This window comes from Nocardioides sp. (genome assembly GCF_036405735.1).
Classification (GTDB): Bacteria; Actinomycetota; Actinomycetes; order Propionibacteriales; family Nocardioidaceae; genus Nocardioides.
This window is the reverse complement of record NZ_DASWXC010000078.1, coordinates 1-24,741: the sequence shown is the minus strand read 5'-3', so window position 1 is coordinate 24,741 and position 24,741 is coordinate 1. Positions and strand designations below refer to the sequence as shown.

Here is a 24,741-nt window from a genome sequence, read left to right as displayed (position 1 = left end):
CGGGCGCAGGGGTGCCTGCGCCCGCTCCTGAGGGGGGTCAGGCGGCGTCGTCGGAGGGATTGACGACGACGAAGCGCTCCTGTGGGCGCCGGGCGAGGTAGCCGACGTAGTAGAGGAGAGCGACCGCCACGATGCTCGCGGTGACGAGCACGTCGGTGCGGGCCGAGCCGGTGAGGGCGTAGCCGACCGCGAAGATCACGAGCAGCGGCGGCACGGGCCACAGCGGCATCTTCCAGATCGAGCCCTCCTCGGCCGTGGTCGCCTGACGGCGGACCCACAGCGCGGCGAACGCGATCAGGACGTAGAGGCTCGCGAGGATGACCGAGGTGATGCCGAGCAGCGCCTCGATGTCGATGGCGTAGGCGAACACCGCACCGGGCACGCCGATCGCCAGGGTCGCCAGCCAGGGAGCGTTGTAGCCCTCGTTGAGCTTCGTCAGGGCGCGGTTGACCGGGACGGGCCAGGAGCGGTCACGACCCGAGGAGTACAGGACACGGGCGTTCTGCAGCACCATCACGATGACCGCGTTGAGGATGGCGATGGCGATCCCGAGGTTGACGGCCACGGCGACGTTGTCGCCGCCCCAGGCGCGGACCCAGCCGGAGAAGTCGCCGGTGGCGAGCTCGCCGAGGTCGTCGACGGCGAGCACGGTGGTGATGGTCGGGATCAGGATGACCATGCCGCCCAGGCCGAGCGACCAGAACACGACGCGCGGGACGTTGCGGCGCGGCTCGACCAGCTCCTCGGCGAGGTACGCCGCGGTGCTGAAGCCGCTCACGACGAAGATGCCGACCGCCAGCCCGGAGACCAGGATCGCGAGCGTGAACGGCTCCAGGCCGTTGCTGCCGATGATGTGCGAGGAGACCAGCTCGCCGGGGCCACGCTCGATGTTGACCAGGCCGAGGGCGGCGACGAGGACGGCCGCGAGGATCTCCAGGCCCAGGAACAGGCCGGTGACCAGGGCGTTGGCCCGGATGTCGAGCAGTGCGACACCGGTGGCCAGCAGCATGACGACCGCCGCGGCCACGCCACGGTCGACCGTGAACAGGTCGGCGAGGTAGTCGGCCGTGCCCAGCGCGATCACCGGCGGGATGATCCACAGCAGGACGGCGGAGAGGGAGAAGGTGACCCAGCCCGCGGCCTTGCCGATGGTGTGGGTCACCATCGCGTACTCGCCGCCGGAGCTGGCCATGCGCGTGCCGAGCTCGGCGTAGCAGGCGCCGACGGCGACCGAGATCACGAGGCCGGCGATGATCGTCAGCACGGCGCCGCTGCCCTGCGAGGCGAGCACCTCGGGGACGATGATGAACAGGCTCGAGGCCGGCGTGATGCAGGAGAGCACCAGCAGCACGCCGCCGGCGGGGCTCAGCACGCGCGCCAGGGAGGCGCGCTTCGGCTCGGACTCCTCGGCGTTGTCGAGCGTCAACGACTCCGTCATACGGGACTCACTTTCGGATGGCGACGCCTCTTTGAACGCCGTACAAACAATTGAACAGCATTCAAAGTGACTGACGTCACCGCTAGAGTCAAGTCATTCCGCCAGATTTTTTCGAAGGAGGCCGTCGGATGCCGCGATCACGAACCAACCGGCGCCTGGACCGTGAGCAGGTGCTGACGGCTGCGCTCGAGATGATCGCCGACGAGGGACTCGGAAAGCTGACGATCGCCGCGGTGGCCGCGCGACTCGGCACCAGCGGGGGGCACCTGCTCTACTACTTCGGGACCCGCGACAGCCTGCTGCTGGAGACGCTGCGGTGGAGCGAGTCGGAGTACGCCGTCGACCGGGCGCCGATCCTCGAGAAGGCGGCCGCCGGGCCGGTCGACCGGGAGGCGGTCGTGACCTTCGCGGAGATCTACCTCGCGCACGACGAGCGCGATCCGCGCTGGCAGCTGTGGCTGGAGCTGTGGGCGCGCGCTCCCTACCATCCGGAGCTGGCGGAGGCGCAGCGTGGCCTCGACGCCGCCTGGCACGCCGACCTGGTCGCCGTACTCGCGGCGGTCGAGCCGAGCGTGCGCGACGGCGAGCTCGTCTCCGAGCGGTTGCGGGCGATGTGGGACGGGTTCAGCGTCGGGATCGTCACCGGCGGCGGCACAGCCCTGCGCGCCGGCGCCCTCGAGCACACGCGGGCGCTGCTCGGCGGCGCGTAGCCGAGGCCACGCGCCGCCGAGCAGCTGCCGTCACCAGACGGTCACCAGACGGTCACCGGACGGGTCAGGACCAGTCGACGCTGAAGTACTGGGGCTCCAGGTACTCCTCGAGCCCGGCACGGGCGCCCTCCCGGCCCAGGCCGCTCTGCTTCACGCCGCCGAACGGCGCGGACGGGTCCGAGACCAGGCCGCGGTTGACGCCGACCATGCCGGCCTCCAGCCGCTCCGCGACGCGCAGCGCCTCGGCCAGCTCGGCGTAGACGTAGGCCGCCAGGCCGTACTCGCTGAGGTTGACGGTGGCGAAGAGCTCGTCGAGGTCGTTGAACACCACGACCGGCGCCACGGGACCGAAGATCTCCTCGGCGACGAGCGGGTCGTCGGCCGCCACGCCGGTGAGCACGGTCGGCGGATAGAAGTGCCCGCCGGTGGTCGTCACCTTGGCCTGGTGGGCCACCACCGCGCCGCGCTGCACGGCCTCGTCCACCAGCCGGGTGACCCCGGCCAGCGCCTTGGCCGAGATGAGCGGACCGATCTCGCCCCCGGCGTCGGCCGGACCGACCCGGAGCGCCTCGACCCGGGCGCCGAGGCGGGCCGTGAACTCCGCGGCGACGTCGGCGTGCACGTAGAACCGGTTGGCCGCCGTGCAGGCCTGCCCGCCGTTGCGGAACTTCGCGATCATCGCGCCCTCGACCGCGGCCGCGACGTCGGCGGAGGCGGTCACGACGAACGGCGCGTTGCCGCCCAGCTCCATCGAGGCGTTGACGACCCGGTCGGCCGCCTGCCGCAGCAGCACCCGGCCGACGCCGGTGGAGCCGGTGAAGGAGATCTTGCGGACCCGCGGGTCCTCCAGCCACGCGGTCACCACGCCGGCGGCGTCGACGGTGGGCACCACGTTGACGACGCCGTCCGGGATGCCCGCCTCGGCGATCAGCCGGGCGATCGCGAGCGCGGTCAGCGGGGTCTCGGCGGCCGGCTTGAGGACCACGGTGCACCCGGCCGCCAGAGCCGGGGCGATCTTGCGCGTCGCCATCGCCGCGGGGAAGTTCCACGGCGTGACGAGCGCCGCTACACCGACCGGCCGGTGCGTGACGACGGTGCGGGTCCCGCCGGCCGGCGAGGAGCCGAAGTCGCCGTGGGGCCGCACCGCCTCCTCGGCGTACCAGCGGAAGAACTCCGCGGCGTAGGTCACCTCACCACGCGCGTCGGTGAGCGACTTGCCGTTCTCACGGGCGATCAGGGCCGCCAGCTCGTCGGCGTCGCGCAACATCAGCTCGCGCACCTTGGCCAGCAGGTCGCTGCGGGTGCGCGGCGGCACGGCCGACCACGCCGGGAGGCGCTCGGCGGCCGCGTCGACCGCGGCGGTCGCGTCGGCGGCGGTGCCGTCGGACACCTGGGCGATCGACTCGCCGGTGGCGGGGTCCTCGACGACGAAGACGCCGCCGGAGCCGGGTCGCCACAGGCCGCCGACCAGTACGCCGGCGGACGGGGCGAGACGCTCGATCAGGTCGAGCTCGGGACGGGTGCTCAGGTCGGTCACGGGTAGAGGCCTCTCACTTCGTGGGCTCGGTAGACGCGCTCGACGGCCATGCAGGTCGCCGCCAGGCGCAGGGAGAGCCGCCGTTCGGCGGCGTAGTGCAGGACGTCGCGCCAGGCCCGGGTCATCCGCTCGACGAGGCGCTCGTTGACCTCGTCCTCGCTCCACCAGTACGCCTGGTTGGCCTGCACCCACTCGAAGTAGGACACGACCACGCCGCCGGCGTTGGCGAGGATGTCGGGCACGACGAGGACGTCTCGGGCGGCCAGCAGCCGGTCCGCCTCGGCGGTCACCGGTCCGTTGGCGCCCTCGACGATCACGGTCGCCCGGACGTCCTCGGCGTTGCCGGCGTGGATGACGCCCTCGACCGCGGCCGGCACGAGCAGGTCGACCTCGGCGGTCAGCACCTGCTCGCCCTCGATCGCCTCGGCGCCCGGGAAGCCGACGATGCTGCCGGTGGCGTCGACGTGCTCCTCGAGGGCCGCGATGTCGAGGCCGGCAGCGTCGTACAGGCCGCCGTACACGTCGCTGACGGCCACCACGCGGACGCCGGCGTCGGCGAGGAAGCGGGCCGCGCCGCGGCCGACCTTGCCGAAGCCCTGCACGGCGGCGCGGGCGCCGACGACGGGGATCTCGAGATGGCGCAGCGCCTCGAGCGCGATGGCCACGACGCCGCGCGACGTCGAGGCGGCACGCCCCAGCGACCCGCCGACCGCGATCGGCTTGCCGGTGACGACGCCGAGCACGGTGTGGCCACGGCCCACCGAGTAGGTGTCCATCATCCAGGCCATGGTCTGCTCGTCGGTGCCCACGTCGGGCGCCGGGATGTCGTGCTCGGGACCGATCAGCGGAGCGATCTCGGAGGTGTAGCGGCGGGTGATCCGCTCCAGCTCGCCCTTGCTGTAGTTGCGCGGGTCGACCCGGACGCCGCCCTTGGCGCCGCCGTAGGGCACATCGAGCAGCGCGCACTTCCAGGTCATCCACATCGCCAGCGCGCGGACCTCGTCGAGGTCGACCCGGGCGTCGAAGCGGACACCGCCCTTGCCGGGGCCACGGGAGTAGTTGTGCTGGACGCGGTAGCCGCGCAGCACCTCCACCGAGCCGTCGTCGCGACGCAGCGGGATGCTGACGCTGACCTCCCGGCGGGGCTCGACGAGCATCGCGTGGACCTCGGCGCCGAGCCCGAGGACCTCGACGGCCTGGGCCAGCTGCTCGCGGGCGTCGTCGAGGACGCTCTGCTCGGCGGTGGCAGGGGTGACGGTCGCGGTCATCGGCTGGCCGCCAGTCCGTCGGCGACGATCGCGAGGCCCTCGATGAGCAGCTCGTCGGAGATGCTCAGCGGCGGCAGGAAGCGGATCACGTTGCCCCAGGTCCCGCAGGTGAGCGCGATGACGCCCTGGGCGTGCGCGTGGGCGGCGACGGCCTTGGCCAGCGCGCCGTCCGGCCGGCCCGTGGCCGGGTCGACGAACTCGGCGGCGATCATCGCGCCCCGGCCACGGACGTCCCCGATGCGGGGGTCGCGCTGCTGGAGGCTGCGCAGCGTGCCGACGACGAGCTCCTCGATCTGGCGGGCCCGCTCGAGCAGCCCGTCGGCCTCGATCGTCTCGATCACCGCGAGGGCCGCGGCGCAGGCGAGCGGGTTGCCGCCGTACGTGCCGCCGAGCCCGCCGCCGTGGACGCTGTCCATGATCTCCGCGCGGCCGGTGACCGCGGAGAGCGGAAGACCGCCGGCGATGCCCTTGGCGCTGACCAGCAGGTCGGGGACCACGCCCTCGTGCTCGACGGCGAACCAGGTCCCGGTGCGGCCGAAGCCGGACTGGACCTCGTCGGCCACGAAGAGGGCACCGTTGGCGCGGCACCACTCGGCGAGCGCGGCCAGGAACCCGGGCGCCGGCACGATGAAGCCACCCTCACCCTGGACCGGCTCGATGACGACGGCGGCGACCTGGTCGGCACCCACCTGCGCCTGGATCAGGTCGATCGCCCGCTCGGCGGCGAGCTTGCCGTCGATCCCCTCCGCGTCACGGAAGGGGTAGGACATCGGCGCGCGGTAGACCTCGCCGGCGAACGGTCCGAAGCCCTTCTTGTACGGCATGTTCTTCGCCGTCATCGCCATCGTCAGGTTGGTGCGACCGTGGTAGGCGTGGTCGAACACGACGACAGCGTCACGACCGGTGTGGACGCGGGCGATCTTGACGGCGTTCTCCACCGCCTCGGAGCCGGAGTTGAACAGCGCGGTGCGCTTCTCGTGGTCACCCGGGGACAGCTCGGCGAGCTTCTCGGCGACCGCGACGTAGCCCTCGTACGGCGTGACCATGAAGCAGGTGTGCGTGAAGGCCTCGACCTGCTCCCGGACCGCCTCGACGACGCGCGGGGCGCTGTTGCCGACCGTGGTCACGGCGATGCCCGAGCCGAGGTCGATGAGCCGGTTGCCGTCGACGTCCTCGACGATCCCCCCGGCGGCGCGGGCGGCGAAGACCGGCATGGTCGTCGCGACGCCGGCACTCACGGCGCTGTGCTTGCGCTTCATCAGCTCGACGGACGCGGGACCGGGGAGGGGGGTGGCGAGATGGCGTGACTGGGGGACGTTGCTGCTCATGCGACCAGCGTGCGCCCGTCGACACTTGTTGTCCAAGACTTGTTCGGCACTAGTGTCATGTCTCATGAGCATGGATCTTCGACTCCTGCGCTATCTCGTCGCGACCGCCGACGCGGGCTCCGCGACCCGCGCCGCCGCGCAGCTGCACGTGACCCAGCCGGTGCTCTCGCGTCAGTTGCGCCAGCTCGAGCAGCAGCTCGGCCTGCGGCTCTTCGAGCGCGAGGGCCGACGGCTCCGGCTCACCTCTGCCGGCGAGGAGTTCCTCGTCGAGGCCCGCGCGCTCCTGGACCAGGCCGAGCAGGCCGCGCGGGCAGCGGAGTCGCTCGCGTCGGGCCGGCTCACCACACTCCACCTCGCCGCGCCGACGACGACGCTCACCGACGTGGTGGCGCCGTTCCTGGCGACCCTGGACGACGACGACCCGATGCCGATGGTGCGTGGGCTCGACCCGGGCGGCTCGCTGGCCGCGATCCGCGCCGGTGCCGACCTGGCCGTCGTGACCCGGCCCCCGACGCGCCCGCTGGCGGCCCGACCGCTGGCCAGCCTGCCGGTCTGGGCCTACGTGCGCGCCGACGACCCCTGGGCGGGCCGCAGCGCGGTCCCGCTCGCCGACCTGGCCCGCCGCCGGCTCGTGCTCCTCACCCCCGACTTCCGCCCACGCGCCCTGCTCGACGCCGCCATGGACACCGCCGAGCTGAGCTACAGCGACCACGTCGCGGTCACCAACGCCCAGGTCGCCCAGGCGATCGCGGCCGCGGGCCGCGGCGTCGCCGTCGTCTCCGACGACCCCCGCTTCGGCCTGGTCCCCCTGCGCATCGAGGGTCCGGACGGCGTCGTGCGGATCAACCTCTACGCCGCCTGGGACGCGCGGCATCACGCCGCGGCCACGCTCGCCGAGCTGGCCGACCGCCTCGCCGCGTTCTGCGTCGACCGCTACGGGCCCGACGTCGCGCCCGCCCCTCGGCGAGCCGGAGCCCGGTCGGGCTGGTGAGTCAGGTCCGGATGATGCGCCGCTCGATCGCGGTCGCGACGGCCGCCGCCCGGCTGTCGACCCCGAGCTTGGCGTAGATGTGCGAGAGGTGGGACTTCACCGTCGCCTGCGACACGAAGAGCTCCCGGGCCAGGTCCTTGTTGCTCAACCCCCGTGAGAGGAGTTCGACGATCTCGACCTCGCGGTCGGTCAGGATCGGACCGGGTTGCGCGGAGCGCCGCACGAGGGTCGCCGCCACGGAGAGCGCCAGCACCGTCTCGCCGCGGGAGGTCGCACGGATGCCGGTGAACAGCTCGCTGGGCGGGGCGTCCTTGAGGAGATAGCCCCGGGCGCCGGCCTCGAGCGCGCGCATGATGTCGGACTCGGTGTCGTAGGTGGTCAGCACCAGCACCTCCGGCGGCCGGGGGAGCTGGCGCAGCCGGGCCGTCACCTCGGCACCACCGACCGATCCCTCGCCGAGGCTGAGGTCCATCAGCACCACGTCCGGCTGCTCGGACCGGACCACCGCCAGCGCGGACTCGAGGCCGTCGGCCTCCCCGACGACCGAGAGGTCCTCCTGCCCGTCGATGAGCGACCGGAGGCCGAACCTCACGACGGGATGGTCGTCGACGAGCACGATGCGGATCACGGCAGCTCCTGAAGGGGGAAGCGGACGGAGACGGTGGTGCCCTCCCCTGGCGCGCTCTCGACGCCGGCGGTCCCGCCGAGCGCCGTCGCGCGCTCCCGGATGCCGCGCAGCCCGCGTCCGCGCAGGCCCTGGGGCCGTACGTCGGCCGGCTGGAACCCGCGGCCGTCGTCGCGGACGTCGAGCAGCACCTCGTCCAGCTGGTAGGTGAGGGTGACGACCACGCGCGCGGCGTCGGCGTGCTCGCGCACGTTGGCCAGCGCCCCGCGGACGGTGCGCACGAGCGCCGCAGCCACCTGGTCGGGCAGCGGACGTGGCTCACCGTGGACGCGGACGTCCACGAGCAGGCCGGGAGCGACCTGCGCGGCCGCGCGGCGCACGGCCCCGGGCAGCCCCGCTCCGGAGGCGTCGCTCAGCTCCGCAGGAGCCAGGTCGCGCACCACCCGGCGTACGTCGTCCAGGCTCTCGCGCGCGGTGGCCGCGGCCGTCCGCACGTGCTCCCGAGCGGCCCCCGGATCGCCGGTCCAGGCCTGCTCCGCGGCCTGCAGCAGGAGGTTGATGCTCGACAGGCCCTGGCCGACGGAGTCGTGGATCTCGCGGGAGAGCCGGGTGCGCTCGGCCAGGACGCCGGTGCGGTGCTGCTCCTCGGCGAGGTCCGCCTGGGCCTCGGTCAGGTCGTCGAGCACCGCCTTGCGAGCGCGCGACTCCTGCTCGAGCGCGCGGTAGGCGATCACGGTCACCAGGGCGATCCCGACCGGACCGGCGACGACGGTCGGGTCGACGGTCTCGGCGATCCTCAGCCATGACCCCGCGACGAGGAGCGTCATGGCGACCACCACCGCGACGGCCCAGCGGAACGGCAGGACCTGGAGCACCGCGAACGCCACCGGCACGGCGCACCACGCGAACGAGGGCGCGACGGCGGTGAGCGCACCCCAGAGCAGGACCAGGCCGGACACCCAGGCCACCGGCCACCACGACCGGGTCGCGAACAGGTTGCGGCTGGCGTAGCCCACCGCGACGAGCAGCGCCCCGAGGAGCACCGCCGCGCCGGGCCGACCGAGCCCGTGCCGGTCGACGTACCGGGCGGCGCAGGTCGCGAGCAGGACCGTCAGGATGACCCGCAGCCAGGTGTCGAGCCGGCCGACGGGCGCCAGGATCCCGTGGGCCGCGGGGTGGTGTTCGCTCATCTCGCGGCCAGCGTACGAACTCGCGCGGGCGTCGGCATCAACCCTTTGGCTATCAGGTGGTAGCCGGATGCCCGTCGTCCAGGCGCGGTCCAGCGGGCAGATTCGAGAGGACAGCATCCGTCCGACCGAGGAGACCCGACATGAAGCCCGCCGCCTTCCTGACCCACGCCACCGCCATCGCCGCCGCTGCCATGGCGACCGTCACGGTCGCACCCGCTACGGCGAGCCACCGCGACGCGCGGCCGGCGACGTACCTGCTCACCGGGGACGCCGGCGGCTCCAAGTTCGAGGGCATCGGCGCCGACCAGCGGCGCGGCGTCTTCTACGTCAGCGAGGTGACCGGCGGGGAGATCCACCGCGGCGTCTCGGGCACGGCCCAGACCGAGGAGTGGCTGGCCGGCGACGGCGAGGACGGCCGCTTCACCGCTCGCGGGATCACCGTCGACAAGCTGGGACGGGTCTATGTCGCGGGCGGGCCCAACGGCCTCGGCACCGGTCGGCCCGACCTGTGGGTCTACTCGCCCGACGGCACGCTGCTCGCCGCGCTGCGCGTCCCGGGATCCGACGTCTTCCTCAACGACGTGGCGATCGGGCCCGACGGAGCGGCCTACTTCACCAACTCCAACGATCCGCAGGTCTTCCGGGTCGCCGCGGGCTCCGCCGGGTGGCAGGCGGGGCTGTGGAGCGACGCCTCGGGAACGATCGAGCGGGGTGCCGGCTTCAACCTCGGCGGCATCGTGCTGACCGCCGATCACAGCGCGTTCGTCGTGGCCCAGGGCAACGCCGGTCGGCTGTGGCGCTTCCCGACGGACGGCGGTGCCGTGACCGAGGTGACCACCGGTGACGCCGACCTGGTGAACGCGGACGGCCTGGTGCGCCGCGGCAGCGAGCTGACCGTCGTGCGCAACTTCTCGCGCAAGGTGGCCACGCTGCGCCTGACCGCCGACGGCCGCGTCGCTCGGGAGCTGCGCCAGGTGGCCAGCGACCCCACGCGCGTGCTCACGACGGTGAAGGTGTTGCGCGGCCAGTTCCTCTACGTCGACAGCAAGTTCGACGAGACGGTCGCCTCGGCTCCGTACGAGATCGTCACCGACCCCGTCGCGCGATGAGGCGCCACCGCACGGCGCGCTTCCCGGCCACGCTCACCGTGGTGGCCCTGGTGGCCGGTCTGGCGGGTGCCTGCCAGACCGGCCCCACGAGCCAGGACGTCCCCGCCCCTCCGACCAGCGAGCCGGCCTCCGGCGTGACGCCAGCCCCGTCGTCCGCAGGGACGCGGGGGCCCGCCGCGCCGGGGTCGCCCTCCGCGGCCGGCGCGACGCCGACCCAGGCCGAGCTCGACGAGCGGCTGCGGCGGGCGGCCTGGGACGACGACCGGGCCGCGTTCGCACGGCTCGTACGGCGCGGGGCGAACGTCGACGCCAAGGACGAGACCCGGCAGTCGGCGTACCTCGTCGCCGCGAGCGAGGGCCACCTCGACCTCCTGCGGCTCGCGCTGCGCCATGGCGCGTCGATCGACGACAAGGACAGCTGGAACGGAACGGCACTCATACGCGCGGCCGAGCGGGGCCATGCCCTGGTCGTCGGCGAGCTGCTGCGGGCCGGGATCGATCGCGACCACGTGAACCGGATCGGCTACCAGGCGGTCCACGAGGCGGTGTGGCTGGGACGCGACACGTCGGCCTACGCGACGACCGTGCGGGTGCTCGCCGCCGGCGGCGCCCGGCTCACGGACCGGTCCAGGCGCGAGGGGCTCACGCCGCTGGAGATGGCCGGGCGCCGCGGGTTCGACCGACTGGAGAGGACACTGAGGACCGTGACCACCGCCCAGCAGCCGGCAGACGCCGACCGGGCGCTGCTGCGGGCGGCCCGGGAGGGCGACGCGGACGCCGTGGCCGTCGCCCTGCGCGCCGGCGCCGACATCGAGGCCCGCGACGCCCGCCGCCGCACGGCGCTGCTGCTGGCGGTGACGGGCGACCACGTCGAGGCGGCCCGGGTGCTGGTGGCGATGGGCGCCGACCCGGACGCCCTCGACGACCGTCACGACACGCCCTGGCTGGTCACCGGCGTGACCGGCAGCGTCGCGATGCTGGAGGTGCTGCTGCCCGCCCGGCCGGACCTGACCATCGTCAACCGCTTCGGCGGGGTGTCCGTCATCCCGGCGAGCGAGCGCGGCCACGTCGACTACGTCCGCCGGGTGGTCCGTACCGGCATCGACGTCGACCACGTCAACGACCTCGGCTGGACCGCCCTGCTCGAGGCGGTGATCCTCGGCGACGGCGGCCCGGCGCACCAGGAGATCGTCCGCATCCTCCTCGACGCCGGTGCCGACCCGGCCGTCCCGGACGCGGACGGCGTCACCGCGCTGCAGCACGCCGAGCGGCGCGGGCACCGTGCGATCGTCCGCATCCTGCGCCGCTGAGTCCGCCGACGCAAGAGGCTCACTCGCCGATGAACGCCGTGCGAGTGGAGCGCCGACGCGGAAGCGGGGGTGCCTGACGAAGCAGCAGGTACGCCACCGCCGCCGCCCCAGCGCCGACGTAGTACGCGATGTCCCCCCAACGTGCGGCGTCGGTAGCCAACGGCCCCGTCCAGAGGGAGGTGTTCCAGAACAGCGACGAGACCAGGCACCCGGCGAGCCAGGCCACGAAGCCCCACTCCACCACTCGACCCTGGTCGAACAGCTCGGTGGCCGCTTCCCGCCCCGCGGTCCTCATCCGGAGGTAGTAGTCCAACAGCAGGACGACGCTGAAGGGGACGACTAGGTAGGCCAGCAGCAGCAGGAAGTCGTAGAAGCTGCCGTAGGGGTCGGTCTGCATCCACAGCGTCACGACGAGGCTGGCCACGGCGATGACGACCACGCCGGTCGTCCGCCGCACGGGGACCCTGATCGTCAGCAGGGACAGGGAGCCGCCGTAGAGGTTCATCGCGCTGACCGGCAGCGATGAGAGCACCACGGTGGCCATGGCGATCGGCTCCCACGACCCGGTCAGCTCCGCTACCGCCTCGATCGCGCCGAGGTCACCGGCGAAGCTCGAGACAAGAACGCCGATACCGCCCAGCCACATCATGGCGACGAACGTTCCGCCCGCGGTGAAGCCCATGACCTTGAGGTGGGACGTGGTCCGCGGCAGGTACCGCGAGAAGTCCGAGGCGAACGGGGTCCACGTCATGACGTAGGCGAAGAAGAACCCGGCGAAGGTCACCCAGCCGGCGAGCTCGCCCATGTAGAACGGCGCCTCAGGGTTCACCGCCGTGCTGAGGTCGGCCTCACGAAGGGAGAGGACGGTCACTACCGCGAACAGGAGCGCGAGAACCACGCTGGCGACCTTGTTGATCAGGTGGATCAGGTTGTGACCCCAGATCGCCAGCAGGGCCTGCACCGCGAAGATGGCGACAGCGCCGAGCCAGAACGGGATGTCGATCAGCATCTGGAGCGCGATCACGGCGAAGACGCTGTTCACAGCCGTCCAGCCGACCGCCGAGACGACGGTCAACAGCAGGATGGGTACGTAGTTGGCGAAGTAGCCCATGGGCCCACGGCCCTGCACCTGCTGCGGTACGCCGAGCTTGGTGCCGATCCCCGCCAGCAGGCCCATGACCAGGGCAGCGGTCAACGTGCCGACCGCGACCGCCGTGAGGCCCTGGAACACCGAGAGCCCGAACGAGGCCGAGAAGAAGCCGGAGACCAGGACAGCGAGCACCATGTTGGCCGCGAACCACAAGGTGAACTGCTGAGACGGATGCCCGTGCCGCTCGCTGTCCGGGATCTCCTCGGTGCCGAAAGGTTCCGCTCGGCTGAGGCTGCTCCCATAGGTGGGGCCCGAGGCGGTTGTCGTCGCATCGATATCTGACATGGTCGCTTCCTCTTTCATACGGCTGAACGGCCCCAGAAGGGCTTCTCGATGTGATGCCAGCGGGCGGAGCCATCGCGCAGGAACATGCTCGCCTCTTGTATGCCAGTGTCACGCTAATGAGTGCCTGCAATGCCTGTCAAGGGCGTCTAGACGGGCAGATCATGGCTCCCATCCGTGCGATCGCCATCGTATGGCTTGCATGCATCATAGATCTTGCATGCCAATGATCACCGTGTTGAGGAGTCGATGAGTTCGGCGGCCGTGGTGACGGCGATGAGGGGTGCGTTCGCGTGCAGGAGCCGAAGGGCCGCCTCGTGCGCATCGACGGACGCCCCCGCACAGGCGTCGGAAACGACGGTCACGGAACGGCCGGCGTCGGCCGCTGCGAAGGCGGTCGACAGCACGCAACACTCGGTGGCCACCCCGCACACGACGATGTCGGCACTGCCGATCACGTCACGGAGCCGCTGGGTCCACTTGGAGAAGGTCGGCTCGTCGATGACGGGCGCCGCGGCTGGGACGGTCATCGAGATGCCCCATCCGGGGTCATCCGGCGCGATGCGGAACTCGGTCCACCGGTCGTAGTAGTCGCGCCATGAGCCGGCCTCGTCCGCGTCGCGCACGAACCGGGTGAACGCCGTCCGGCCACGGAACTGCTCGACGAGCTGGCCGATCACGGCGATCGCCGCGTCGGAGCCTTCGGCGTACCAACCGCTGGCCGGGTCGGTGAACGCGTGTTGAACATCGATCACCACGAGCCACGGCTCGGGCCGCTCAGTCACGTCGCTGGCCGACGACATCTGCGTCGTCTCCTCGATCTCCGACGGCCTCACCGGAATGCCGGCATCACGTCGTTGATGAAGAGCTCGAGAGAGCGGCGCTTGTCCTCGTGGCACATGCTGTTGTCGATCCAGAAGCTGTACTCGTCGACGCCGAGCTCCTCGTAGCTCCGGAGCCGCTCGATGACCTCGGCCGGCGTGCCGATCATCGCCGTCCGGTGCAGCGACTCCGGTTCGAACTCCGGTCGCTCGGCGAACTTCGACTCCGGGCTCGGGTCGAGGAAGCCGTCCGTGGGCGTGGTCCTGTTGCCGAACCAGGCGTCGAACGTGCGGTAGAACCTGCCGATCGCCTCGGCGGCTGGCCGCCAGCCGTCGAGGTCGTCTTCGGCGTGCACGTGCGTGTGGCGCAGCACCATGATCTCGGGACGACGGGTGACCTCGGGATGGTTGGCGATCGCGGTCTCGAACTTCTTCATGAGGTCCACGACCTCCTCGTCGCCCTTCATGAGCGGCGTCACCATCACGTTGCAGCCCTCCGCCACAGCGAAGTCGTGCGAGGCCGGGTCGCGGGCGGCGATCCACATGGGTGGCGTCGGCTGCTGGACCGGCTTGGGGACGCTCGTCGAGGTCGGGAACTGCCAGATCTCGCCGTCGTGGGCGTAGTCGCCCTGCCACAGCGCACGGACGGCGGGCACCAGCTCGCGCAGGTGCTTGCCCCCGTCGGTGGCCGGCATGCCGCCGAGCAGGCGGTCGAACTCGAACTGGTACGCCCCGCGGGCCAGGCCGACCTCGGCGCGACCGTCGCTGATCACGTCGAGGAGCGCCGCCTCCCCCGCTACCCGGATCGGGTTCCAGAACGGCGCGATGATGGTGCCGGCGCCGAGGCGGATCGTGGAGGTCCGGGCCGCCAGGTAGGCGAGCTGCGGCATCGGACTCGGGGAGATGGTGTACTCCATCGAGTGGTGCTCGCCGATCCAGACGGTTCCGAACCCACCCCGCTCGGCCAGCTGCGTCAGCTCGACGAGGTTCTCCCACAGCTGACGGTGGTCGACGCTGTCGTCCCAGCGCTCCATGTGGACGAACAATGAAAATCTCACGACTGCTCCTCTTCCTGGTGGTCCATCTCGTGCAACGTGACGTCGCCCGTCGCCCAACGGGTCCGCGCGACCTCGGTGACCACGATGCGCACGTGGTCGGGGCGGGCTCCGACGGTCTCCACCAGCGCCGTGTGGACGCGATGGATCATCGAGCGCAGCTGCTGCTCGCTGCGGCCGGCGCCGATGGTGATCTCGACATGGGGCATGTCAGCTCCGCATGACGAACGGGTCGGCCACGGCGTCCTCGCTGGTGTTCACCCAGACGCTCTTGAGACGGGTGTACTCCTTGATCGTCTCGGTGCCGTGCTCGATGCCGACACCGCTGGCCTTGAACCCCTGGCGCGGCGACATCGGCGACATCGCGCGGTACGTGTTCACCCACACGGTGCCGGCCTCCAGACGCGCGGCCATGCGGTGCGCCCGCGCCAGGTTCGTGGTCCACACACCGGCCGCCAGGCCGTACTCGGTGTCGTTGGCGAGCCGGAGGACCTCCTCCTCGGAGTCGAACGGCATGATCGCGAGGACGGGGCCGAAGATCTCCTCGCGTACGACGCGCATGTCGTTGTCGACGTCCACCAGGATGGTCGGCTCGTAGAAGTAGCCGCCGAGGCCGCCGTCGGTGGCGCGACCGCCCGTGAGCACGCGCGCTCCCTCCTCACGACCGAGGTCGACGTACTGGGCGACCTTGTCGCGCTGCGTCTCGAAGGCCAGCGGGCCGAGCTCGGTCTCGTCGTGGAGCGGGTCGCCGATCCTGATGCTCTGCGCGCGTGCGGCGACCCGCTCGAGCAGCTCGTCGTAGACCGAGCGGTGCGCGAAGACACGGCTGCCCGCGATGCAGGTCTGTCCGGCTGCGGCGAAGATGCCGGCGACCACGCCCATGGCCGCGTTGGCGACGTTGGCGTCCTCGAAGACGATGTTCGGCGACTTGCCGCCGAGCTCGAGGGTCGAGCCGACGAACCGGCTCGCGGTCGCCGCCGCGATCCGGGAGCCGGTCGCCGTGCTGCCCGTGAAGGAGATCTTCGCGAGGTCCGGGTGGTCCACCAGGGCCTGGCCGGCCTCGGCGCCGTACCCGGTCACGACGTTGACCGCGCCCGGCGGGAAGCCCGCCTCGACCACGAGCTCGGCGAGCCGGAGGATCGCGGCCGAGGTGTACTCCGACGGCTTGATGACGACCGTGTTGCCGACGCAGAGGGCCGGGGCGACCTTGCTCGTCGTCAGGGTCAGCGGTGAGTTCCAGGGAGTGATCGCGCCGACGACACCGAGCGGCTCACGCATCGTGTAGTTGAGGACGCGGCGATCCGAGGTCGGGATGACCGCGCCCTCGATCTTGTCGGCGAGCCCCGCGTAGTAGCGGTAGTACTCCGGCAGCGTGGCGAGCTGGCCGCGCATCTCGCGCAGCAGCTTGCCGTTGTCGGTGCTCTCCATGCGGGCGAGCTCCTCGGCGTTCTCGGCGATCAGGTCGCCCAGGCGGCGCAGCAGGTGCCCGCGCTTGGTCTGACTGAGGTCGCGCCAGCGAGGGTCCTCGAAGGTGGTGCGGGCGTCGGCGACGGCGCGGCGTACGTCGTCGGCGTTGCCGCGGGCCGCCGTGTAGAGCGGCAGGGCCGTCGCCGGGTTGACGCTCACGAAGTAGTCGCCGGAGGACGGTGCGACGCGCTCGCCGCCGATGTAGTGGTCGTGACGCGGCAGCGCCGCCGAGCTCTGGTCAGGCATGGATCTGATCTCCGATCAGTGCGGTGATCGCCGCGGCGAGGGCGCCGGGGCGCTCCAGCGGCAGCATGTGACGGGTGTGGGGGACGACCTCGGCCCGGCAGCCGGGGATGGCTGCGGCGAGTCGGTGCGTCATCTCCGGGGTCGAGCCCGGGTCCTCCTGGCCGGTGATCGCCAGGGACGGCACGCTGATCCGGCCGAGGTCCGGGCCGACCTCCGCGTCGCCGGTGGCGAACACGCGGTAGCAGCGGAGGAAGGAGTCCTGGTCGTTGGCGGCCAGCGTGGCGCGGGTGCGCTCGACCCACTCCGGAGCGACGTCGGTGCCGGCGAACCACCGGTCGATCGAGGCGCTCGTGCTGGCGCCCAGGTCGCGCTCGGCGACGGCGAGCCGGTCCAGGACGGCTGCACGTTCGACGTCCGTACGCCGGCACACCGAGCTCACCGACGTGAGCGTGGCCACCAGCTCCGGACGGTGGATGGCAAGGTGCTGGGCGACGAGCGCGCCGAGCGAGAAGCCGATCAGGTGCGCCCGGTTGGGGACCACGGCGGCCACCTCGCGGGCCAGATCGGCGAGCGTCACGCCCTCGGCCACCCCCGGCGCGGCGCCGTGGCCCGGCAGGTCCGGGGCGAGCACCTCGAAGCGGTCCGCCAGGATCGCCTCGAGCGGCTCCCACACGGTGTGGTCGAGTCCCACGCCGTGCAGGAGGACCAGCGGCGGCTTGCTCATCGCCCGACCTCGGTCACTGCTCGGTGGAGAGGGAGGCGAGGCGCTGCTGCGGGCGGCCCTGGGCCGCGGCCGCGAGAGCGATCACGATCTCGCCGGGATGCGGCGCGTCGGCCACGCGGACCTCGACGGTCTGGTGGTGGGAGCGGATCGTCGCGTCGGTGATGTGCTTGAGCGGGATATCGAAGGTGACACCAGCCGGCCCTCGCTTCTCGACGGCGGGCAGCAGCGTCGTCGCGTGGGCGGCGTTGCGGAAGTGATCGCCGAACTTCAGCGTGTGGATGAGCGCCGAGCCGTGCTCGATCTCGCCGTCCAGGCCGACGATGGCGGCCTTGCCGTACGCCTCGACCTTGTCGCCCAGCGCGTCGACGACGGCCGGTGCCAGCAGGGCGCCGATGTCGGAGGCATGCGCCTCGATGCCGGGGGCCAGGTCCTCGACGAAGCCCTGGCCGACCCACGGGTTGTCGATCACGGCGGCGACCACGGCCACGCGGGCCGACGGGCTGACGGGGCGGCCGCCCTCCTCGAGGATCTCCTCGACGACGGTGACGATCTTGCGGACGTTCATGACAGGACTACCTCCACGTTGCTGCTGGTGACGATGGGGTCGGTGAGACGGTCGCCGATCCGCGGGTGCGGACGCGGGCCGGTCGAGGCGGCGGCGACGACGACGATCTCGTCGGGCCGCGGGCCGTCGGGGACCCGGGCGCTCACCGTCTGGTAGTGGCTGCGAGTGGCCGCAGCGGTCTTGTGCCACAGCGGGACCACGAGCGGCTCCCCGGCCACGGCCCGCGCGTCGGCGAAGCAGATGATCGACTCGCCGTCGAGGAACTCGCGCACCAGGTTGCCGAAGTACGGCGTGTGGATGAGGGCGCCACCGTGCTCGATCTCACCGCCGGTGCCGACGATCGCGCCCTTCCCGAACGCCTCGATGGCGTCGACGCCGCCGAGGGCGTCCTGGAGCCGGTCGGTCATCAGCCGGGCGAGCACCGGGGCGACACGCCGGCTCTCCGCGGCGAGGTCTGTGCTCGGTGCGGTGCCGAACCACGGATTGCGGATGACGACGGCCACGCTCGCCTGGCGAGCGGGCACCGGCGGCCGGCTGCCGCCCTCGGAGACGACGGCCTCGCGGTAGAGCACCAGCTTGCGGAGCCCGATGTCCGCCGCGATCGAGGCTGCGATGGGTTCTTGCATGCCACAGGACAGTAGTAGGGCGAGTGGCATGTGGCAACTCTCTTCCCTTGCTGCCGCCAGAAGTGGCCCGAATACGCGGGGGATTCCGGATGAGTGGAGTGCTCTTGACCTTCGCACCTGACATGCCTAACGTTCTGTTGCATGCCAGACGAGAGTGAAGTGACAACGGTGGGCGGTGCCCGTCGGGAGCGCATCGAGCGCGCGTGGGCCGCAGCATGGGACCGCGGCGACGTCGCCGCCCTGGACGAGCTGATGGCGGAGAGCTACCAACGCCACGGCAGCGCCGGACCGGCGCAGGACCTGGCCGGCCTCAAGGCCTCGGTCACCGCCACGCGATCGGCCTTCCCCGACCTCGTCACCACCATCGACGAGATCGTGCTCGCCGGCGACAGCGCCGCCATCCGCTGGCACAGCGCCGGCACGCACGAGGGCACGCTGCTCGGCGTACCCGCCACGCGGCGGCGCGTCGAGGTCAGTGGCGCGACGTTCGCCCACTTCGAGGACGACCGGATCGTCGAGGAGCATGTGACCTGGGACCCGCGCGCCCTGCTCACCGCTCTCGGCGTCATCAGCGTTGGACAGGACTGAACCGCCATGACAGGAACAGCGACCATGACCCGACCCATGCCGGACGTCGACACGATGAAGCAGGTCAACCGGCAGTTCATCACCGGCGTGACCGTCGTGACGACGATGGACGGCGACGTGCCGAGGGGCCTCGCCGTCAACGCGTTCTCGAGCATCTCGCTGGAGCCGCCGACCGTGATGGTGTGCGTCCAGCACACCTCCTCCACCCATGACGCGCTCTTCCGCGCCAGCCACCTCGCGATCAACATCCTGTCGGTCGAGCAGCTCGACGTCGTGGCGAGGTTCGCGTCGAAGTCGAGCGACAAGTTCGCTGCCCTCGACTGGACGCCCGGCCCGCACGGCGGTGCCCCGCTGCTGCCTGGGTCGAGCGCCCAGATGGAGGTGGAGATCCGCGAGCGTCTGCGCGCGAGCACGCACAGCGTCTTCATCTGCCGGGTGCTCCACGCGGACGTGACCGACACCGCCCCGATGATCTACAGCGCCGGCGAGTTCTTCGACAGCAACCACCTGCGCCCTCTGGGATGATCGGCGCGACCACGAGGGGGAGTTGAGTGACTCAGGAAGCGACCAGCATCCAGGGCCGGGTGATCGCCGCCATGCGCACGCGGATCATCAACGGCGAGGTCGAGGCCGGTGCCGCACTGTCCGAGCTCGCGCTCGCGGACGAGTTCGGCGTCAGCCGGACGCCGGTGCGCGAGGCGCTGAAGCAGCTCCAGACCGAGGGGCTCGTCGAGATCCGACCGCGGGTCGGGACGTTCGTGACCGCGCCGTCGCGCCGGGAGATCACCGAGCTGTTCGAGATCAAGGAGCTGCTCGAGGGCGCCGCCGCCCGGCTGCTCGCCCAGCGCGGCCACGTCCCGGAGATCGACGCGCTCCGCGACAACCTCGAGCAGGCCGACCGTGCGGTCAAGCGCGACGACCGTCTTCGCTACGCGGAGCTCGTGCACGACTTCCACGACCTCCTCATCCAGGGCGCCGACAACAGCAAGCTCGAGGCTCACTACCGCACCCTGATGAACCAGCTCGCCTACGCCCGGCTCGTCCAGACCTCCCTGGCCCGCCCCGGCCGACCGCTCGAGTCGGACCGGGAGCACCACATGGTGCTCGACCTCATCCTGCAGAAGGACGGCGACAGCGCCGAGCGCCTGATGCGCGAGCACGTCCGGGCCAGCCGACGGGCGTTGCTAGAAGAGCTTCCGCTCGGGGCGCTTCACAGCGAACCCTCGAACGACGGAGGAGGTCGTCCGACCTCACGGAGCGGGAAGCCACGCGCCGCCGGCTGACCGTCCCGAGCCGGAGCACGACGTGCGAGAGGCCCCGACCGACATCACCGCCGGTCGGGGCCTCTCTCGCGCTGGCACCCCCTACCGGATTCGAACCGGCGCTACCGCCGTGAAAGGGCGGGGTCCTGGGCCGCTAGACGAAGGGGGCCTCAAGCCCGGTCAGTCTAGGGACACCCCGTCAGGCGCTCCAATCGTCACCCGGGTGGTGGACCGGTAGAGCTCTCCGGGCCGCAGCACCGGGCTCGGCCACTCCGGGCGGTTCGGGGAGTCGGGGTGGCGCTGCGGCTCCAGCGCGACGCCGGCGTACGCCGGGAAGGGCTGCGGCAGCCCCTGGCCGGTGAAGACCTGCACGCCGGGCTGGTCGGACTCCATCGTCAGCGCCAGGCCGCCGCCCTCCAGCCGCGCGACCTCGCGCAGCCCCTCCCCCGGCACGAGGAGGTCGTGGTCGAGCCCGGAGACGACGGCGACCTGGGGGTGCTCGGCGTGCACCACGTCCGCGATCCGCCGGCCGGACCGCAGGTCGAACGGGAGCCCGTCGACAGGCGCGGGCTCGCCGAGCGGGATGCCGACGTCGTCGATGGGGAGGAACCGGTCGGCCGGCACCCACAGCAGGTGGTCGAGCACCGGTTCGGCGACCGGAGCGGTGCCGGCGAGGTTCCAGTAGCAGTGGGTGGTCAGGTTGACGACCGTCGGCGCGTCGGTCACCGCCGTCAGCACCGTGGTCAGCGTGTCTCCCGCGACCGAGTACCGCACCCGGGCGGTGAGCTCGCCCGGGAAGCCCTGGTCGCCGTCCGGGCTGGTCAGCCCGAGCTCGACGCTGTCGGCCCAGGTCTCGACGACCTGCCAGACCCGCGTGTCGAAGCCCTGCGGGCCGCCGTGCAGGGTCTGGCCACGGTCGTTGGTCGCCAGCTCGTAGGTCGTGCCGTCCAGGATGAAGCGGCCGGCGGCGATCCGGTTGGCGTAGCGCCCCACGATCGCGCCCAGGTAGCCGGCGCCGGTCGCGTCGGGATCGGGCCACGACAGCACGGCATTGCGCCGCCGCCCGGCCGGGTCGGTCACCTCGACGCGGCGCACCGCGGCGCCCCGGTCGGCGATCTCGACGACGAGTCCGGGCGCGCGGCCGATCGTGTAGGTGCTCACGGCCAGCCACGGTAGTGCCGGACGCCCCGCTCGGGTACCACGCCCGCATGGACTCTCTCTCGGGCGCTCGGGTGGTCGTGACCGGCGGCGCCGGCTTCGTCGGATCGTGGCTGTGCGAGCGTCTCCTCGCGGAGGGAGCCGCCGTGTGGGCCGTCGACTCGCTGGTGACCGGGACGCGGCGCAACGTCGCCCACGTGCTCGACCACCAGTCCTTCACGCTGACCGAGGCCGACGTGTCGCAGGGGATCCCCGATCCCGGCGATCTCGACCTCGTGCTGCACCTGGCCTGCCCCGCCTCACCGGTGGCCTACCTGCGGATGCCGCTGCAGACCCTCGACGTCGCCAGCAACGGCACCCGCCACGCGCTCGACCTCGCCGAGCGGCACGGCGCGCGCTTCCTGCTGTCCTCCACCTCCGAGGTGTACGGCGACCCGCTGGTCCACCCCCAGCGCGAGGACTACTGGGGCAACGTCAACCCGATCGGCCCGCGCAGCGTCTACGACGAGGGCAAGCGGTTCGCCGAGTCGCTCACGATGGCCTACCGCCGCGCCCGCGGCGTCGACACGACGATCGCCCGCATCTTCAACACCTACGGCCCCCGGATGGCCTTCGAGGACGGCCGGGTGGTCCCGACGTTCGTGCACCAGGCCCTGCACGACCTCCCGCTGACGGTGGCGGGCGACGGCTCGCAGACCCGCTCGCTGTGCTGGGTGGAGGACACCGTCGACGGCCTGGTCCGGCTGGCGCTGTCGGATCATCCCGGCCCCATCAACCTCGGCAACGACGAGGAGACGACCGTGCTGGACTTGGCCCGGACCATCATCGGCCTGGCCGACTCCCGCTCCGAGATCGACCACATCGAGCTGCCCGAGGACGACCCGAGGATCCGCCGCCCCGACCTCACCCGCGCCCGGGAGGTGCTGGGCTGGTCGCCCACCACCTCGGCGGCCGACGGACTCCAGCGGACCATCGAGTGGATGGACGAGCTGCGCCGAGCGGCGTGACCCTCGCCTGCCCGGCTGCGGAGTCACCGGCCGGCTGCAGGCACCTGACATTCCCAACCATCGACCGGCGTGTCGCCGTTGGCCAGGTCAGGTGCCCGCGGCTGCGGGCACCGGGAGACGCAGCCGCTGCTCGACGGCGGCCAGCACCTCCGGGACGGTGATCGCCAGCAGGGCGGGGTCGGGGCGCGAGGCGTGGGGGTCGCCGACGCGGGTGCCGTGCCACAGCACGGTGTGAGGCCCCGGCGGAGGGCCCCAGCGGTCCGGCGGGGTCGGCCCGAAGAGCAGCACCGACGGCGTCCGGTACGCCGAGGCCAGGTGGGCGATGCCGGTGTCACCGCTGACCAGCAGCCGGGCCGAGGCGACGAGTGCGGCCAGCTCGGCGACGTCGGTCCGGCCGGCCAGCACCGCCTCCGGGGGAAGCTCCGCCAGCCGGCGTACCTCCTCGGCCAGGGGCGCCTCGGCCGCCGAGCCGGTCAGCACGACCGGCAGGCCACGCCGGGTCAGCAGCTCCGCGACCGCAGCGAACCGCTCCGCCGGCCAGCGTCGGCTCGCGGATGCCGCACCGCAGTGGACGATGGCGGCACCGGCCACGACCGGCGGCGCGGCCGGCCGCGCGAGCAGCACGTCGTCCGGGTCGGTCGCGACCCCAGGACAGGCCCAGGCCACGAGCCGGCACCAGCGCGCCCGCTCCTGCTCCTCGGCCTCCCAACGGGGGCCGTCGGACGACTCGAACGCCACCAGCCGCCCCGGCGACACCGCCCGCAGGATCGCCCGGCTCGGCTCGCCGTTGCCGTGCAGGTCGATCGCGAGATCCGGTGCGGGGCCGTCCCAAGCCACGGGCGCCAGCTCCTCGGTGGGCAGCAGCCGGTCGACGGCGCCGCTGAGCTCCACCAGCGGCCGCTGCCACGCCGGCGCCGCCAGCACCAGCTCGGCGTCGGGGCGCGCACGACGCAGCGCCCGCAGGGCGGGTACGCCGGTCAGCAGGTCCCCCAGGCCGATCGCCCGGAGCACGAGCACGCGGGTCCGGGTTCTCATCGCGCCTTCGCGTTCTCGACCAGCCGCGTGGTGGAGCGACCCGGCAGGTACGGCACGACCACGGAGACGCCGCCCCACTCCTGCAGCAGCGCGGCCTCCGGCAGCTCGGCGCCGGCGTAGTCGCCGCCCTTGACCCACACGTCGGGGCGCAGCCGCTGCAGCGCCAGCTCCGGTGTGTCCTCCTCGAAGACCAGCACCGCGTCGACCGGCGCGAGCGCCTCGAGCACGCGCACCCGGTCGGCCTCGGGCTGCAGCGGCCGCTCGGGCCCCTTGAGCCGCCGCACGGAGGCGTCGGAGTTCAGGCACACCACCAGGCAGTCGCCCAGCTCGCGGGCCGCGGTCAGCGTCGCCACGTGACCGGCGTGCAGCAGGTCGAAGCAACCGCCGGTCGCCACGACGGTGCCACCGGCGCGGCGGACCCGGTCGACCAGCTGCTCCGCCGTCTCACCGGCCGCGAAGGGAGCGTCGGCCCGGGCGTCGTACGCCGCCGCGCCACCCGCCGCGACGAACCGCGCCGCCTCCTCGACCGCGTGCTGCACCGCCTCCAGCGTGACCGCACCCCGCAACAGCGCCGTCGCCGCGGCCGAGGCGAACCGGTCCCCGGCGCCGCACACGTCGGTGGCGCTGACCCGCGGCGCCGGCACCAGCGACGGCGAGCTCTCGCCCCGGGACAGCACCGCCCCCCGCGCGCCCAGCGTCACGCACACGGCATGGGCGTCCCACCGGCCCACGAGGGCCGCGGCGCGCTCGGCGACGGCGGCCAGGCCGTGGCCGGCGGTCCCGAGGGCCTCGGCCTCGTTGGGCGTCACCAGGCGCGCCGACCGAACCGGTTCGGGCCCGCGCGGGTGCGGGTCCCACACGACCGGCACCTTCGCGGGGAGCTGCTCGAGGGCCGAGCGGATCACGGGTACGGCGGCCGCCCCGCGGCCGTAGTCGGACACCAGGACGCCGGCCGCGCCGGCGATCGCCTCCAGTGCGGCCTCCGGCACCTCGCCGAAGGGACCCGGCCCGCCCCGGTCGAGTCGCAGCAGCGACTGACCGGCGGAGCGGACCCGCTGCTTGACCTCGGTGCGGCCCTCCCGGGGCACGCCGACGAGCCGCACGCCCGCTCGCGCGACCAGGTCGGCGACCACCGCCGCCTCCTCGTCGTCGCAGACACCGGTCACCAGCACGACCTCGACCCCGTCGGAGGCCGCGAGCGCCGCCGCGAGCGCGGCCCCGCCCGGCCGGGGCTGCTCGACGAGCTCGT

25 protein-coding genes and 1 tRNA gene are annotated in these 24,741 nt (G+C 72.5%); 8 read left to right on the top strand and 18 right to left on the bottom strand.

Annotated elements, in window-relative coordinates; all coding sequences use genetic code 11:
• Positions 1-37: 37 nt before the first annotated feature.
• On the bottom strand, positions 38-1,438 hold the full coding sequence (locus tag VGE38_RS12655; RefSeq protein ID WP_331142904.1) for an APC family permease: 1,401 nt from the start codon (positions 1,436-1,438) through the stop codon (positions 38-40).
• A gap of 128 nt (positions 1,439-1,566) precedes the next feature.
• On the opposite strand from VGE38_RS12655, the gene VGE38_RS12650 reads away from it, so the two are divergent.
• The gene (locus tag VGE38_RS12650) at positions 1,567-2,148 is read left to right on the top strand and encodes a TetR/AcrR family transcriptional regulator (protein WP_331142903.1); all 582 of its coding nucleotides are present in this window, start codon (positions 1,567-1,569) and stop codon (positions 2,146-2,148) included.
• A gap of 64 nt (positions 2,149-2,212) precedes the next feature.
• Here VGE38_RS12650 and VGE38_RS12645 read toward each other — a convergent pair whose 3' ends face one another.
• From VGE38_RS12645 to gabT, 3 genes are read right to left on the bottom strand one after another with little or no spacing between them, the layout of a single operon-like run.
• On the bottom strand, positions 2,213-3,676 hold the full coding sequence (locus VGE38_RS12645; protein WP_414690949.1) for an NAD-dependent succinate-semialdehyde dehydrogenase: 1,464 nt from the start codon (positions 3,674-3,676) through the stop codon (positions 2,213-2,215).
• A 5-nt stretch (positions 3,677-3,681) separates the two neighbouring features.
• On the bottom strand, positions 3,682-4,953 hold the full coding sequence (locus tag VGE38_RS12640; RefSeq protein ID WP_331142902.1) for a Glu/Leu/Phe/Val family dehydrogenase: 1,272 nt from the start codon (positions 4,951-4,953) through the stop codon (positions 3,682-3,684).
• Positions 4,950-6,281, bottom strand: a complete 1,332-nt coding sequence (gene gabT, locus VGE38_RS12635) for a 4-aminobutyrate--2-oxoglutarate transaminase (protein WP_331142901.1) — start codon at positions 6,279-6,281, stop codon at positions 4,950-4,952. Before gabT ends, VGE38_RS12640 begins: the two co-directional genes overlap by 4 nt.
• Before the next feature lie 64 nt (positions 6,282-6,345).
• Between gabT and VGE38_RS12630 the strand changes: the two genes are divergently transcribed.
• Positions 6,346-7,272, top strand: a complete 927-nt coding sequence (locus VGE38_RS12630; protein ID WP_331142900.1) for a LysR family transcriptional regulator — start codon at positions 6,346-6,348, stop codon at positions 7,270-7,272.
• 1 nt (position 7,273) lies between these two features.
• Here VGE38_RS12630 and VGE38_RS12625 read toward each other — a convergent pair whose 3' ends face one another.
• Together VGE38_RS12625 and VGE38_RS12620 are read right to left on the bottom strand one after the other, a co-directional pair.
• Positions 7,274-7,900, bottom strand: coding sequence for a response regulator (locus tag VGE38_RS12625; protein ID WP_331142899.1), 627 nt, complete (start codon positions 7,898-7,900; stop codon positions 7,274-7,276).
• On the bottom strand, positions 7,897-9,087 hold the full coding sequence (locus tag VGE38_RS12620; RefSeq protein WP_331142898.1) for a histidine kinase: 1,191 nt from the start codon (positions 9,085-9,087) through the stop codon (positions 7,897-7,899). Before VGE38_RS12620 ends, VGE38_RS12625 begins: the two co-directional genes overlap by 4 nt.
• A 140-nt stretch (positions 9,088-9,227) precedes the next feature.
• On the opposite strand from VGE38_RS12620, the gene VGE38_RS12615 reads away from it, so the two are divergent.
• Entirely contained in the window at positions 9,228-10,196 is a 969-nt protein-coding gene (locus VGE38_RS12615; RefSeq protein WP_331142897.1) for an SMP-30/gluconolactonase/LRE family protein, read from the top strand.
• Entirely contained in the window at positions 10,193-11,506 is a 1,314-nt protein-coding gene (locus tag VGE38_RS12610; protein ID WP_331142896.1) for an ankyrin repeat domain-containing protein, read from the top strand. Before VGE38_RS12615 ends, VGE38_RS12610 begins: the two co-directional genes overlap by 4 nt.
• A 19-nt stretch (positions 11,507-11,525) precedes the next feature.
• Here VGE38_RS12610 and VGE38_RS12605 read toward each other — a convergent pair whose 3' ends face one another.
• The 8 genes from VGE38_RS12605 to VGE38_RS12570 form a co-directional block, all read right to left on the bottom strand.
• Complete coding sequence (locus VGE38_RS12605; protein ID WP_331142895.1) at positions 11,526-12,941, bottom strand: purine-cytosine permease family protein; 1,416 nt, start codon at positions 12,939-12,941, stop codon at positions 11,526-11,528.
• 227 nt (positions 12,942-13,168) lie between these two features.
• Positions 13,169-13,741: a cysteine hydrolase family protein gene (locus tag VGE38_RS12600; RefSeq protein WP_331142894.1), complete on the bottom strand. Its 573-nt coding sequence runs from the start codon at positions 13,739-13,741 to the stop codon at positions 13,169-13,171.
• Positions 13,742-13,770: 29 nt separating this feature from the next.
• Positions 13,771-14,817 (bottom strand): LLM class flavin-dependent oxidoreductase, encoded by a 1,047-nt coding sequence (locus tag VGE38_RS12595; protein ID WP_331142893.1) that lies wholly within the window; start codon positions 14,815-14,817, stop codon positions 13,771-13,773.
• On the bottom strand, positions 14,814-15,023 hold the full coding sequence (locus tag VGE38_RS12590; RefSeq protein WP_331142892.1) for a tautomerase family protein: 210 nt from the start codon (positions 15,021-15,023) through the stop codon (positions 14,814-14,816). The genes VGE38_RS12595 and VGE38_RS12590 overlap by 4 nt, the downstream gene beginning before the upstream one ends.
• A gap of 1 nt (position 15,024) precedes the next feature.
• Positions 15,025-16,527, bottom strand: coding sequence for an aldehyde dehydrogenase (locus tag VGE38_RS12585; RefSeq protein ID WP_331142891.1), 1,503 nt, complete (start codon positions 16,525-16,527; stop codon positions 15,025-15,027).
• Complete coding sequence (locus VGE38_RS12580; protein ID WP_331142890.1) at positions 16,520-17,251, bottom strand: alpha/beta fold hydrolase; 732 nt, start codon at positions 17,249-17,251, stop codon at positions 16,520-16,522. Before VGE38_RS12580 ends, VGE38_RS12585 begins: the two co-directional genes overlap by 8 nt.
• Positions 17,252-17,264: 13 nt before the next feature.
• Positions 17,265-17,816, bottom strand: a complete 552-nt coding sequence (locus tag VGE38_RS12575; RefSeq protein ID WP_331142889.1) for an amino acid synthesis family protein — start codon at positions 17,814-17,816, stop codon at positions 17,265-17,267.
• Positions 17,813-18,442: an amino acid synthesis family protein gene (locus tag VGE38_RS12570; RefSeq protein WP_331142888.1), complete on the bottom strand. Its 630-nt coding sequence runs from the start codon at positions 18,440-18,442 to the stop codon at positions 17,813-17,815. Before VGE38_RS12570 ends, VGE38_RS12575 begins: the two co-directional genes overlap by 4 nt.
• A 141-nt stretch (positions 18,443-18,583) precedes the next feature.
• Here VGE38_RS12570 and VGE38_RS12565 point away from each other — a divergent pair, with 141 nt between their 5' ends.
• Genes VGE38_RS12565 through VGE38_RS12555 form a run of 3 tightly spaced genes read left to right on the top strand, consistent with a single transcriptional unit; the run spans position 18,584 to position 20,313 of the window.
• Positions 18,584-19,030: an ester cyclase gene (locus tag VGE38_RS12565; RefSeq protein WP_331142887.1), complete on the top strand. Its 447-nt coding sequence runs from the start codon at positions 18,584-18,586 to the stop codon at positions 19,028-19,030.
• A gap of 24 nt (positions 19,031-19,054) precedes the next feature.
• Positions 19,055-19,555: a flavin reductase family protein gene (locus VGE38_RS12560; RefSeq protein ID WP_331142886.1), complete on the top strand. Its 501-nt coding sequence runs from the start codon at positions 19,055-19,057 to the stop codon at positions 19,553-19,555.
• A 26-nt stretch (positions 19,556-19,581) separates the two neighbouring features.
• Entirely contained in the window at positions 19,582-20,313 is a 732-nt protein-coding gene (locus VGE38_RS12555; protein WP_331142885.1) for a GntR family transcriptional regulator, read from the top strand.
• 72 nt (positions 20,314-20,385) lie between these two features.
• Here VGE38_RS12555 and VGE38_RS12550 read toward each other — a convergent pair.
• Both VGE38_RS12550 and VGE38_RS12545 read right to left on the bottom strand, forming a co-directional pair.
• Positions 20,386-20,461 (bottom strand) — tRNA-Glu (locus VGE38_RS12550).
• Positions 20,462-20,472: 11 nt separating this feature from the next.
• Positions 20,473-21,453 (bottom strand): aldose epimerase family protein, encoded by a 981-nt coding sequence (locus tag VGE38_RS12545; RefSeq protein WP_331142884.1) that lies wholly within the window; start codon positions 21,451-21,453, stop codon positions 20,473-20,475.
• A 47-nt stretch (positions 21,454-21,500) separates the two neighbouring features.
• On the opposite strand from VGE38_RS12545, the gene VGE38_RS12540 reads away from it, so the two are divergent.
• Complete coding sequence (locus tag VGE38_RS12540) at positions 21,501-22,457, top strand: UDP-glucuronic acid decarboxylase family protein (RefSeq protein WP_331142883.1); 957 nt, start codon at positions 21,501-21,503, stop codon at positions 22,455-22,457.
• An 87-nt stretch (positions 22,458-22,544) separates the two neighbouring features.
• Here the strand turns inward: VGE38_RS12540 and VGE38_RS12535 are convergent, their stop codons facing one another.
• Both VGE38_RS12535 and rfaE2 read right to left on the bottom strand, forming a co-directional pair.
• Positions 22,545-23,492: a glycosyltransferase family 9 protein gene (locus VGE38_RS12535; RefSeq protein WP_331142882.1), complete on the bottom strand. Its 948-nt coding sequence runs from the start codon at positions 23,490-23,492 to the stop codon at positions 22,545-22,547.
• The coding region (gene rfaE2, locus VGE38_RS12530; protein ID WP_331142881.1) for a D-glycero-beta-D-manno-heptose 1-phosphate adenylyltransferase at positions 23,489-24,741 on the bottom strand (1,253 nt) is incomplete at its 5' end. The genes rfaE2 and VGE38_RS12535, both read right to left, overlap by 4 nt.